We start from the raw sequence: 12,954 nt of genomic DNA on the forward strand, positions 1-12,954 counted from the left end.
TTTTAATATCTATTAAGAAATTAATTACTTATGGTATAATGATATTTGTCAATATTTAATCTAAATGCTGAGGGAATATATGAAAAAAATAATTCTAAGAATTTTTATGCTAATCATTGTGCTTCTAGCTGTTATACAAATCAACATAATAACAGCGCCCCGTAAACAAACACCTAAACAATCAGATGCTATTATTGTTTTAGGATGCAGTCTATGGGGAGATCAACCTAGCCCACTTTTGGTTTATCGTTTAGAGAGGGCTTTGGATTTATACCGACAGGGTTATGGAAGCAAAATCATTGTTAGTGGATCTCAAGGTCCTGATGAATGGGTAACAGAAGCATTTGCTATGAAAAAATATTTAGTGGAAAATGGTGTTCCAGCAGAAATAGTACTGAAGGAGGAAAATTCTTTTAGTACCTATGAGAACTTGCTTTTCAGTAAAGAGATCATGGATCAAGAAGGCTTGGAAAGTGCAGTGGTAGTAACAAACAATTTCCATCTCCATCGTTCTTTAATGATTGCTGATCGATTAAATATTACTATTTCTGGAGGAGCAGCAAAAAATTATCCCAATCTTGCCTTAAACATAAAGTATCATTTGCGAGAGGTAGTGGCTTATATCAAAGACTTTATTTTTTCCTATTAATCTTAGGTTCTTCTTTATTGAAATAGGTTAGCAGCTACATATTTTAATAAAGACACCAAGATATATATTGTGTATTTTTTAGATTTATGTTCTGTAGCACAGCAATTGAATCATCTATTTTATCTAAATAAAAAGCAAGGAGGAGAATGAATGTCGAGACAGAATTTTCATCGAGGTTGGTTGGTAACAGCAGCAGGATTAGGTGTCAATCTAATGCTAGGGGTGCTATATGCTTGGGGTGTTATTTCAGCAGCCTTGATTGATCAGTTAGGATGGGGTGCTACCATGACTCAGATTCCCTATATGGTTGCCTGTGCATTATTTGCTTTTTCTATGGTTCCAGGAGGAAGACTGCAAGATAAGCTAGGTCCTAAACCTATTATCATGGCATCAGCGGTACTGGCAGGTATAGGGTTTATTCTCTCAGGTATTTTCTTAACTACCATTGGTTTGACCATCTTCTTTGGTATCGTTTTTGGAGCAGGGATGGGTATAGGCTATGCAGCTCCTACTCCAGCAGCCGTTAAGTGGTTTGAACCAAAGAAAAGAGGATTAATTTCTGGTATTGTTGTCAGTGGCTTTGGATTGGCCCCTGTCTACATTGCCCCACTAACCACTAGACTTTTAGCTACCCATGGTTTACGTACCACTTTTTTCTTCTTGGGAGTTGGATTTTTTCTTGGGATTATGCTTTTAGCCCAATTTATCTCAAATCCGCCTAAAGATTATGTGCCTAAAGGAGCGGCGCCTGTCCCTACCGAAAAAAAATCTAAGGATCATGATTTAAAGGTGGATTATGATTGGCGAGAGGTATTAAAAACCAAAGAATTTTATAAGCTATGGACTATGTTTTGCTTTGGAACCTTTGCTGGACTGCTGATTATTGGTCAGCTTTCAAAAATTGGTCTTGAGCAGGCAGGGATGCGCAATTCATATTTGTTAATTGCTCTATATGCCTTTTTTAATTTCGCTGGTCGCATTGGTTGTGGTGTGATTTCAGACAAGTTAGGAAGAATGAGAACACTATTTATTATGTTCCTTCTACAAGTGGCTGCCTATAGCTTTTTCCCTAGCTTTAATTCTCCATTAACCTTGATGTTTGGTATTGCCATTGTAGGCTTTACCTTTGGTGGTATGCTAACCATCTTCCCTTCAGCCACTGCTGATTATTTTGGTTTGAAAAATTTTGGTGTCAACTACGGTATGGTCATCACTGCTTGGGGAATAGGTGGAGTCTTTGGTCCTCTTCTTGGGGGAATCGTTAGGGACTTAACGGGTGCCTATACACTAAGTTATATTGTATCTGGTGTCCTGAGCGCCGTTGGCGCTGTTATGACCCTTTATACAAAATCCCCTAATCCAGTTGTGACAAAGAAAATAGATGGCCCCTCACCAGCAACATCAAAAATCTAGTAGTCTTTTTTATATAATCTATACTGCTGAAATCCTTTTTAGGTTCCATGCATCAGAAAACCCAGCTGAAAATGCTGGGTTTTTTCATCCTCTACTTATTCTTTGTATTTATTAATATGCACCTTATCATAAAGCAAATCCGCTTCCTGATAAGGAGGTTTTGCTTCATCGGGATAGCCCACTGCAATAATAGCTTCTACCCGCACCTTCTCTGGAATGTCCAGTAGTTTTTTTACATATTCCTCAGCAGTTACCTCACTGTTATGACCTCTCTGTCGTATTTGAATCCAACAGCTTCCTAAGCCGATACTTTCTGCCATTAGATGAATCACCACAGATGCAATGGAAGTATCTTCTATCCACACATCACTTTTGGCTTCTAGCCCTAAAACAACAATAGCCATTGGGGCCTCCTTTAAAAAGCCTGAGCCGTGTTCCTTCGCTTTTGCAAGCTGTTGAATTAATTGTCCATCCTCCACCACAATAAACTCCCATGGTCGGATTCCTCTTGAAGAGGGAGACAATAGTGCCGCCTTTACCAATAAATCAATTTTGTCCTTTTCTACTTGTTTCTGTTGAAATTTACGAATGCTTCTTCTTTTTTTTAGCATATCCAGCATGAGAATACCTCCTTTTGTCATTAAACTATTTGTACCCATCTATATTGATTTTTAGCACTAACCGTTACTGGTGTCTTGTAAAAATCAGAAAGGTTCCTACTGGTTAATACTTCTTCTGTGTTTCCAAGTGAATGAATCTTTCCTTTCTTTAGCAGCATAGTTTTTGAAAAAACTGGTGATATCTCTTCTGTTCTATGGGTCACATAGATTAAGGTAGTAGAGGAATTTTCTAATCCTATTTTCTCTATTACTGAAAGCAACTGTTGTCTAGCAAACATATCTAGGCCCGTACAGGGTTCATCTAGTATCAATAATTTAGGTGATGCCATTAAGGCTCTTGCGATTAATACCTTTTGCTTTTCTCCTTGGGACAATATCTTATACGGTTTATGCATGATTTCCATACAATCTAGCTGTTCCATCAGCATAACTGCCTTTTGGATATCAGCTTCATCCACCTCATCGTATAAACCTATTGTAGCAAATTTGCCGCTTAAGACTATTTCCTTAGCTGTTTCTCTTACATATAGCCTTTCCTGCAAGGAAGAGCTTACCCATCCTATTGATTTTCTCAATTGTCGTAAATCGAATTTGCCGAATTCTTTATCTAATATACGCACCTCTCCACGGGATGGTAGCAGATAACCATTGATGATGTTTAATAGAGTGGTTTTTCCTGAACCATTTAATCCAAGGATTCCCCAATGCTCTCCCGGCTTAACCCTCCAATTGATTCCCTGCAAAATATACTCATCCTCACGAATAAAGGCTACTTCTTTCATATCAATAATCATCCTGCTTTTCTCCTACCTTTCCTATGTAATATTACTAAATTTTTAAAGCTTTTCTAAAAAAACCTTTATCCTATCAATAGGACAAAGGTGTATTTGCTATTTTTCTATATTGAAGGAATAAACCCACTACATTTCCTACAGGCTTTATTGATTCCTACGATTACCAACATTAAAGTTATTTTAATACTTTTGTATATAGCTGTCAATAGATATTTTCAAAATTTTCTAATAACATAAAGATAGGCAAAACTCCCATTATCAAGAGCTTATACATTAAAAACACCAAAAACAATCAGTCTTTGGTGTTAGTTGTGTTTCACTTTTCTTTCTTTGAAAGGATGATCTTGTTCTTATTTTTTACTTCTATAAGTATCCCTTTAAGGAGTTGTGTTCCCAATTCCTTTTCCTATGGCTTGAATTTTTTCTTCTATCATACTATAGACTACTGGAATAAGCACCAGGGTAAGGAAGGTTGATATAACTAATCCGCTTACGATAGCAATGGCCATAGGTGTAAAAAGATCACTTCCTAAAAAAATCAGGGGCATCAACCCAATTCCTGTTGTGGTGGTTGTAAGCATAATAGGTCTAAATCGTTGATCCACAGCATCGATACATGCATTTACCACTGTCTTACCCTTTACTCTCTCTCGGTTAATAAAATCGATTAAGACAATAGCATTATTAACAACAATGCCAAATAAGCTGACAATCCCCAGCAAGCCTGTGAAGGAAAGAGGCTGTCTCGATAGGAATAGTCCCAAGATTGCCCCCACTGCTGACAGGGGTATGGTTAGAAGAATAATGAACGGTTGTATGAAAGATTTAAACTGGATCAGCAATATAATAAATATAGCCATCACTGCAAATATAGATAAAATGCCAACCTCTCCAAAGTTTCTGTTAATGCTTTCCTGCTCACCATCAAAGATAATCTCCACATCATCCAGCTGTAAATGCATCATTCGATTACGGAGTTCATTTTCTATTACAGCAGAATTTCCTCCCGGTCTAAGATCACTTAGAACGGTAACAGTGAATTCTCTATCATATTTTGTAATAATAGGAACCTGATGCTGCAATTCTACCCTAGCCACTTGTTTCAGCAATACTTTTTGATCTGTAAGAAGGGACTTAATCGCCAGGTTTTCAAGCTCCTCCTTTGTTGTAATATTGCTTTTAACCACGATATCATATTCTATACCCAGCTGTCTAAAGACTGTTGCTCTTTCACCCCTAAGGGCAATACTGACCTCTTTTAATATATCATAATGGGATATCCCCAAGCTGCTTCCTTTATCAGAATCTACTACTATAGAAAACTCATACATCCTATTGGGAAAATTATCCCTCACATTCATAGTACCATGAATATCGCTTAATTCCTCTGATAGGAGATCGGCAGCAGCACCTAGTCTTTCAAAATTATCTCCTGACACTCTAATGGTGATGGGTGCACCAACAGGCTCCCCCTGCTCAAGCTCAAAGGCGGTTGCTGTCCCTGCAGCAATGGTTCCATCAAAGAGCTCCTGTATATGATTGACAAATTCCGTATTGGACCTAAACCTCTTTCCATTTTTTAAGTCCAGTTTAACCAGCATCTGTGCAAAATCTGGCGATTGTGTGCTAATCATCATAGTATCCCAAAATTTAGGTAGTCCATTACCGATGGCAGTTGTATATTGGAGAACCTCCGGCTGATGGCTTAAAATATTTGACACCTCATCTACGATGGCTTCTGTCCGTGATAAATCCGAGCTTTGCTCAGCAGTGATATTGATATAGATAATATCCTTATCAGCCTTTGGAAAGAATTGTAGTCCTAGCCGTGATGCGATAAAGAAAGAAAATAGTACGAATATAAAGGTAAAAGCCAATGTCCTCTTTCTATGAGTTAATCCAAATTCCAGCAGCCCCTGAAAAACCTTTTTTACTGATGGAATCTGTTTTGTGTTTTTGCTTTCCTTTAAGAACACAAAGGCAAGGGTTGGTGTTACTAAAAGTGCAACCAAATAGGAAAAGGTCAGTGACAGCATAATGATTTGAGGCAGGCTAATGATGTATTCTCCTACAGGAGATTTAATTAGAGCTAGAGGTATAAAGGCCCCCACAGTGGTTAGTGTGGATGTTAAGACCGGTGCCGCCACCTCTTTGGCTCCCTCTACACATGCTGTCATTCTTTCTAACCCCTCATCCAGCCTCGTTTGAATGGAATCAATGATTACAATTGCATTGTCTACAAGCATTCCTAAAGCAATGATTAATGCCGTAATGGAGACCTGATGAAGCTTAATCCCTAGAAGATTCATTGATGAGAAGGTCAATAAGATCGTCAGAGGAATAGCTGTGGATACAATAACTGCATTTCTTATTCCTAAGCTGAGAAATATAATCACTACAACTAACAACATACCAAAGAGAAGATTTCCTATAAAATTGTTGATGGAAGCTCTAACATCTCGTGGCTGATACAATACTTCGTTAAAGAATAAATCCTCTGGCATTTCCTTCTTTATTGCTTCGATTCTCCTTTCGACCTCTCTACCAATTAAGACAATATTTTCATCTTCTTTAAAGTATCCAGCCAGCAATACAGCATTTCTCCCGTTGTGCTTGATCTTAAAATTAGCCTCTTCCATTCCTTCATAGACTGCTGCTATATCCTTTAACCGCAAAACCTCTCCTGTCTCTCTTGAAAGACTTATGATTGTATTTTCAATATCCTTTATGGAATGATAGCTCCCTTCCACATTGACATTGATCTTCATACTGCCATCATCTATACTGCCTACAGGTATCTCTAGATTTTGCCCTCTAATCATATTGGTAATATCCTCTAAGGACAGACCATGATGGTTTAGCCTGTTAATATCCACCTCTACTTTTATTTCTTTTTTTTGCTCTCCTTCTATATCAAACCCTTCAATCCCTTCTATCCTAGAAAGCTTTCTTTCTACTTCTTCGGCATAGTATTCCAGCTCTTCGTAGGAATAATTATCCCCCGACATACTGATCATAATGCCTGCTGTTTTTAATAAATCCGTGTTGATATCCACAATCTCGCAGCCCTCTGGCAGTTCATTTTGAAGGTCATTCATTTTGTCTCTTAAATCTCTCCAGGCTTTATCCACATCAGCTCCATAGCTTAGCTCAAATATTACAGTGGAAATGCTGTTTTTTGAGAAGGATACTGAATAATCATAACCGTCCATTTCGGCGATTTTATCTTCAATTTTTTTTGTTACCATACTTTCCATGTTTTCTGGTGAAGCGCCAGGATAAACAGCTGTTACCATTGCAGCAGGCAGCTCAATCTTAGGTGCTTCTTCCTTCGGCATTACATAATAGTTGTATAGCCCTAAAAGCATTAGAACAACTGCCGCAAAAAGTGTCACTCTTCTTTCCTTAATAACGTGATAAATAATTCCCTTTTTCATTCTACATCACGATCCTTAAGTGTTACTTGATCTCCGTCCCTCAGATTCTTCATTCCCTCAATCACAACCATTTCTCCATGTTTTATTCCCTTCACTAATGCATTTGTTCCAACGACATCAATAATTTCTATTCTTCGTCTCTCTGCTTTATCCTCATGAACTGTAAATACAAAGTCCTCTCCCTGATAAAGAATTGAAGAAATAGGTATGCTGATAGCCTCTTGATATCCCAGCATTAGTTCTACATTGGCTGTTTCGCCTATAGGAAATATACCTTCTAAAATATTTATTTCAACAGCATAGGTTCTGGTGGTCTCATTCGGCATAGGATTGATATGGGACACTATTCCCTCACTCAGTTGATTGCCTACACTAACCAAAGCCCTCATTCCTGCTTCTATTTCCATTAAATCCTTCGACGTCACTCCAATCTTTAGGATTTGGCCTTCACCTCTGACAATAGCCAAGGGATAGCCCCCATTGTATAATTCACCCTCCTTGAAGAATACATCTACAATATAGCCATCTATATCTGCTATAAGCACAGCATCCTCCAAGAGATTTTTTCTATAGAGATAATCTGCCTTCGCCTGTTGATATTGATGAAATAATGCCTCCTTATCTTCCTCTCTAGCACCCCTTATAAGCTGGTTTAGAATTTCCTCAGCCTGACCCAAGTCCGCCTGACGAATATCCATTTCAAGCTTTGCCTGATCTAATTCCTGCTTTGATATAGCAGAAGCCTCATAAAGCACCTTCATTTTTTCATAGGTATCTTTATAGAATTCCGAAGCATCCCTTGCTTTTTTTGCATTAAGCTCAGCATTATTGATATCCTCTTGGCTGGCTCCATTCAAAGCCTTCATATATTGAGCATGTGCTGCTTCCATCTGTGCCTCTGAAGCCATCAAAGCATATCTTAAGTCCTCAGTATCCAGCTCAGCAATAACCTCTCCCCTTTCAATAAAGTCTCCCTTCTCTACAGGTATACTTCTAATTCTTCCTGATGATTTGAATGCCATCCTTCTTGTTTCCTCTGGTGCGATAGACCCTATATAGTCAAGCACAACAGGTATATCTTCCTCTACTGCTTCTATAACTGCCACCGGTTTGCTTGCACTGACCTCCTCTCCATTCTGCCTGTTATTGACACAGGACCATAGTATAGCCCCTATGATGATCATCATCAAAGCTGCCAAAATCATTCTTTTTTTACTCATTCCAATAACCCTCTTTCAACTTAATCTTCAAAACATATTTTTACAGGAAACAATTGTTCATATCCTCTAGGATAAAAACAATAATTATCACGTGTTCATTATTGACTCAAAAAAAATTAAGAGAATCGTTCTTCTAACTTGCTAAAACAATACTTCATCAAAATAACAACTAAGCTCTTGATTTCTTTTTCTTCTGTTGAGCTCTTTAAAATCCTAATCAAGCCTTCTATGAAACTATTTGACATAATATAGCATATGAAACTTCTCTCTGCATTATTTCTAAAAAGCACTTCTGGGTCTGTAGGAAATATACAGCCAATAGACTCGTGGTTATGTTTTTCAATCATTCTAATGATTTTACACTTTACTTTTTCATAGGAGGTTCCTTCTGAGCCATCTATTAAAATCAAAAGAGCCTCTCTATGCTTTACAAATATAGTTACAATAGAGTCCGCCATAAACTCCACAAAGGCATCCGTTTCTTCATTAAAGTCAGGATGATTATGCTCATTGATCAGATCAACAACCATATCAAAAGCAGGGGTAACAATAGTGGAAAAAAGTGCTTCTTTGTTTTCAAAATACCTGTACATATTTCCCACAGTCATTCCTGCATTTTTTGCCATACTTCTCATAGAAGCATTTTTAAAGCCTTTATCTTTGAATTCCTTTACAGCAGCTTCAAGTATCCTATCTCTCATTTCATCCTTTAGTACTTGCATTAATAAACACCTGCTTATTTTTATATTGATTGTTATTTTACTATTTTTTTCTTTTGATGTCAATATTTTCTTATAAATTAATTTTTAGCAATCAGCGGTTACAGGTTTTCTCCCAAAAAATCCACCACTTAACTCAAATCCTTTTTTTCTATATAGATTGATGGCACTTTCATTGTCAGTATTCACTACAAGTCTAAACTCAACAAAATCATATTTTTTTGTTAACTTAAAGGCTTCCTCCATTAGTTTTTCAGCAATACCTTTTCTTCTGTGTTCTGGTTCTACCCACAGGTCATCTATAAACATTGTTCCCTTTCTTTTATCCGGCTTAGGTATTAAGGCAATATGAATATACCCAACAGGCTCACTTCCAACCTCTGCAACATATATGAAAAAATAATCAGAATTTACTATTCCTAACTGGCCTTCGTCTTCACTTAAGTATTCCTGATACTCTTTAGGTGCTCTCTTTTTAATTAATTCATTTACTTTATATCGTTCTTTTTGACTTATTCTTCTAATAGAAACATTATTATTCATCATCTTATCTCCCTCTTGATTGAAATTAAAATATTCTTAACTATTTAACTATTGGAATCGCAGCCTTTACAGAGGCGAATTATTAAGGGCTGGACCATGCCTCACGAATCCAGATTACATATACTATGCTATTTGGATGAAGCGACGTAGAAACATAATAAAAAACCTTACTATTAAGTGAAGTTGAAAAACACCTCCTCACTTTATTAATGTACAAACTTCAATAAATCAAATATAAGGTTTTAAGCAACTCACTTTACTGCACTTGAAAGATTAGTTTTGCTATTATATTCAACAGGAATTCTATTGAGTTTTTTAGTGATCATGATTAGAACTGGAACAAGGATAAGTATTGTGGCTAGGAAAACAGACATGCGTATTGTCATGTCTACATTTAATTCTCCATTGATGCTTATATGGACTAGATTAAGGATTGAATTGATTATGAAATGTGATATCCAGGGTGTCCAAATGGAATTCGTATAATAATACATCACACCAAAAACAATACCTATTAGTATCATAGGTATAGAATTGAATACTAGTGCCATTATAAAACCATTTGAACCGCTGACCATTCCACTAATATACCATTTAAATGCCCAAGGAATATGCCATATTCCAAACAATAGTGCCTGCAAAAATATAGCCATTCTGACGGAATATTTTTTATTTAACATCGGAATCATAATCCCTCTGAATAATCCTTCTTCCATAAAACAATTAATTGCATTACCCAATAAAAGAAATAGTGCAAAACCTATTCCACCAGTTACACCTGCCTTAGGATCAATTGCTGCTATTATTAATTGCGGCGAATCAGAGGCAAATATTAAAAATTCTCCCACATATCCCAAAATCATCAAAGCACTTGTAATAACTATACCTAATATAAAAATAGACCACTTATTATTAACATTAAATCCAATACTACTTAGATTATCACCTGCTATTTTCACAAATAGAATTACAATAATAAAACCTATCATCTTCGACAATATGATCTCACCTAATAAATCATCCAACCTGAAAACAAAAATATCTAGCAGCCTAAAGATCATTGCTATACACATTAAGCATATGCTAAGGATTAGTGGTTTTGAAAATGAAATATCTTTTAATTTTTTTCTCATAATATCTAACTTTTACACTCCTATCTTCTCATTTTGTTATATAAACATAATTTAGTAACCTTTCATTACTCCAATTAAAATAATTCCTACTATTACAAGCATCAGTATATCTCTGCTAGAATTTGCCATGACATTGCTTTCAACTTCTTTTTCATTTGGATCAATAAAGTTTGATGTAGTGATATCTTCTTCAACTATATTCTCATTACTTTCTACATTTTCCTCATAGATTACCTTACCATTTGAATACACTTTACCCTTATTACCATCAAAGCTAAAAGCATTTTTTGTTCCATTACTATTAATAAAAGCTTTTATAGCAGCTGCATCCATTTTTATAGATCCTGATGCTTCTTTGGGGTAAAGTAAATTAAGGGTTCTATAATCCTTAGAGTCCACTTTAAAAATACCCCATTCGTTTATAAAACTATTCCCTTTTTTAATAACCGATACTAATACATAATCACCTTTTTGCGGACTGCTTTCTTTAGAATTGGTCCCATAGAAGAAAGCGTATTCTTTTATTCCTCCGATTGTTACTGTCCCTTTTATAGAAATTTGTTTTCTAGGTGAAGCTACATTTAAATCTTTTGAACTAATAATCTGATGCTCTACATCTATAGTAATTTCGTTTTCTGATACCTCTATTACTTCGCCTAAGACCAGTGCATCATGGTCATTATGCATTAGCCTATACATCGCATCTGCAGCAAATGCTGTATTGCAATTGAAAAATACAATGATTACTGAAATTATAATCCAATAAAATATGCTTCTTCTCATATTTTTATCAACACCTCCTATATATCATTAAAGCTTCTTGTCTTAATTTTAATGGCAATTGGAACCCTATTCACTATCTTTCTAGGGGCCTTTCAATTATACTTAGATTTATTTTTTATACATGTGTATATATTTATATTCTTTTTGAGCTTTTATCTCCTACTAGCTCTTGAATATATCTTTTGACTTGATCTATCCTTCCTGGGATCTGCAAACCTAGTATCAGCAGTCCTCAGATGCCGCTGTCCTAAATTATAGCCGCTGCAGAGGAATGATTCCTTGTTAAATCTCTACTTTCTATTGCAAACTGACTTTCCATGTCCAAAATGAATGTGTTTCACATTCATCTCGTTAATTCTTTTTACACTTTTCTTCATCGCTTCATAATTTTCATATAACATTGATTCAGTCTGATAAAATATATTCATCAATGCATCGCCAACAATAAGGTCATCCTCTCCAACAATGACTCCAATTGACCCTTTTGTATGGCCAGGTAATTCTAGTACCGTTGCATTGACTCCATAGTCTATTAAAGAATCTCCTTCTTGCAAAAATATTGATGGCTCAAATGATTCTATTTTTTCTTTTTCGATATTATTAACAGATATTTTTAATACCAGCTTTCCTAAAGGTGTATGGGCTGATAATGATTCTAACATATTATTTTTTGTCAATTCATAATCTTCCTTATGCATTGCAATTGGCACACATAACTCTTTAGCAAGAAATGCCGTGTTCTGAATATGGTCTACATGTCCATGCGTAAGGACAATCATAGTCAAGTTGAATTTTTTACATTCTTCTAAAATCTTTTCTCTATACTTTATCCTTGCTGTGTCCACTAAAATTGCTTTATCATTTTCGGAAATAATAAAACAGTTGTCATTACCACACTGTATCCTATGAATCTTTTGCACGATTCTTTCCTCCAAACTTATATAATAAGCATTTTACTATCTATACTACCCATGCCAAGGATGGCGCAGTGCATCCCGATGTCTGCTAATCCCCTATTAGCATATGCTGATAGCTTTATAGCTTCAAAATATACTCCTTACATTGAAATTCCATACTTCCACTAAATTTTGAATATTTTCCATCATTCTGATATATAAATCCCAGCTTTTCAAGAATACATCCAGATGCTATGTTATCCTTTGCGTACTTTCCATATAGTGTATTTATTCCCAATGTATCTTTAGCATAAGATATGATTTTTTCTGCTGCTTCTGATGTAATGCCTTGCCCCCAATATTGGCGCATAATTATATAGCCAATCTCAAACATCTTACATTCTGCGTTATAATAAAAACCCCCCGAACCAATTAAACAACCTGTCTTCTTTAAAACAAATCCCCAATTGTAATGATTATCACTGTCAATTGCTTTTTCTTCAGTAGTCAACCACTCTTTTGTAACATTTATACTTGTGTGTAAATCCCATTGCATATACTTTACTGCCTTAGGATCACTACTCCATTTCCTATAAACATCCTCTGCATCGTCTAATATTAAAGGTCTTAGTATCAATCTCTCAGTTTCTAATATTGGTGTTTCCATATTTTTTCTCAACTCGATTCTATAAAGTAAATATTTTTTTCAAAAAACTAATTGTTTGATCTACAGAATTCATTATATAA

The 12,954-nt window shown here is 35.8% G+C and carries 12 protein-coding genes; 2 read left to right on the forward strand and 10 right to left on the reverse strand.

Annotation, left to right across the window (positions count from 1 at the left end; translation table 11 throughout):
- Positions 1-79: 79 nt before the first annotated feature.
- Both BMX10_RS11535 and BMX10_RS11540 read left to right on the forward strand, forming a co-directional pair.
- The gene (locus BMX10_RS11535) at positions 80-649 is read left to right on the forward strand and encodes a YdcF family protein (RefSeq protein WP_170834795.1); all 570 of its coding nucleotides are present in this window, start codon (positions 80-82) and stop codon (positions 647-649) included.
- 150 nt (positions 650-799) lie between these two features.
- Positions 800-2,062: an L-lactate MFS transporter gene (locus BMX10_RS11540; protein ID WP_090444145.1), complete on the forward strand. Its 1,263-nt coding sequence runs from the start codon at positions 800-802 to the stop codon at positions 2,060-2,062.
- Between the two features lie 95 nt (positions 2,063-2,157).
- Here BMX10_RS11540 and BMX10_RS11545 read toward each other — a convergent pair whose 3' ends face one another.
- The 10 genes from BMX10_RS11545 to BMX10_RS11590 all read right to left on the reverse strand — a co-directional run bounded on the left by BMX10_RS11545 (position 2,158) and on the right by BMX10_RS11590 (position 12,874).
- Positions 2,158-2,682: a nitroreductase family protein gene (locus BMX10_RS11545; RefSeq protein ID WP_090444148.1), complete on the reverse strand. Its 525-nt coding sequence runs from the start codon at positions 2,680-2,682 to the stop codon at positions 2,158-2,160.
- A gap of 20 nt (positions 2,683-2,702) precedes the next feature.
- Positions 2,703-3,476, reverse strand: a complete 774-nt coding sequence (locus BMX10_RS11550) for an ABC transporter ATP-binding protein (protein ID WP_090444150.1) — start codon at positions 3,474-3,476, stop codon at positions 2,703-2,705.
- 377 nt (positions 3,477-3,853) lie between these two features.
- Positions 3,854-6,913 carry an efflux RND transporter permease subunit gene (locus BMX10_RS11555; protein WP_090444154.1) on the reverse strand — a complete coding sequence of 1,020 codons (3,060 nt, stop codon included), beginning with the start codon at positions 6,911-6,913 and terminating at the stop codon, positions 3,854-3,856.
- The gene (locus BMX10_RS11560; protein ID WP_090444157.1) at positions 6,910-8,133 is read right to left on the reverse strand and encodes an efflux RND transporter periplasmic adaptor subunit; all 1,224 of its coding nucleotides are present in this window, start codon (positions 8,131-8,133) and stop codon (positions 6,910-6,912) included. Before BMX10_RS11560 ends, BMX10_RS11555 begins: the two co-directional genes overlap by 4 nt.
- A 116-nt stretch (positions 8,134-8,249) precedes the next feature.
- On the reverse strand, positions 8,250-8,855 hold the full coding sequence (locus tag BMX10_RS11565) for a TetR/AcrR family transcriptional regulator (RefSeq protein WP_090444160.1): 606 nt from the start codon (positions 8,853-8,855) through the stop codon (positions 8,250-8,252).
- A gap of 84 nt (positions 8,856-8,939) precedes the next feature.
- A complete protein-coding gene (locus BMX10_RS11570) occupies positions 8,940-9,395 on the reverse strand; it encodes a GNAT family N-acetyltransferase (RefSeq protein WP_170834796.1) in 456 nt (151 codons plus the stop codon).
- Between the two features lie 251 nt (positions 9,396-9,646).
- Complete coding sequence (locus BMX10_RS11575) at positions 9,647-10,384, reverse strand: CPBP family intramembrane glutamic endopeptidase (protein WP_244272707.1); 738 nt, start codon at positions 10,382-10,384, stop codon at positions 9,647-9,649.
- A gap of 195 nt (positions 10,385-10,579) precedes the next feature.
- Positions 10,580-11,311: a hypothetical protein gene (locus BMX10_RS11580; RefSeq protein ID WP_090444169.1), complete on the reverse strand. Its 732-nt coding sequence runs from the start codon at positions 11,309-11,311 to the stop codon at positions 10,580-10,582.
- 290 nt (positions 11,312-11,601) lie between these two features.
- Positions 11,602-12,231 (reverse strand): MBL fold metallo-hydrolase, encoded by a 630-nt coding sequence (locus BMX10_RS11585; RefSeq protein WP_090444172.1) that lies wholly within the window; start codon positions 12,229-12,231, stop codon positions 11,602-11,604.
- A gap of 115 nt (positions 12,232-12,346) precedes the next feature.
- The gene (locus tag BMX10_RS11590) at positions 12,347-12,874 is read right to left on the reverse strand and encodes a GNAT family N-acetyltransferase (RefSeq protein WP_090444175.1); all 528 of its coding nucleotides are present in this window, start codon (positions 12,872-12,874) and stop codon (positions 12,347-12,349) included.
- Between the last annotated feature and the right edge of the window lie 80 nt (positions 12,875-12,954).

It is taken from the genome of Natronincola peptidivorans (genome assembly GCF_900111615.1).
GTDB lineage: Bacteria > Bacillota > Clostridia > Peptostreptococcales > Natronincolaceae > Natronincola_A > Natronincola_A peptidivorans.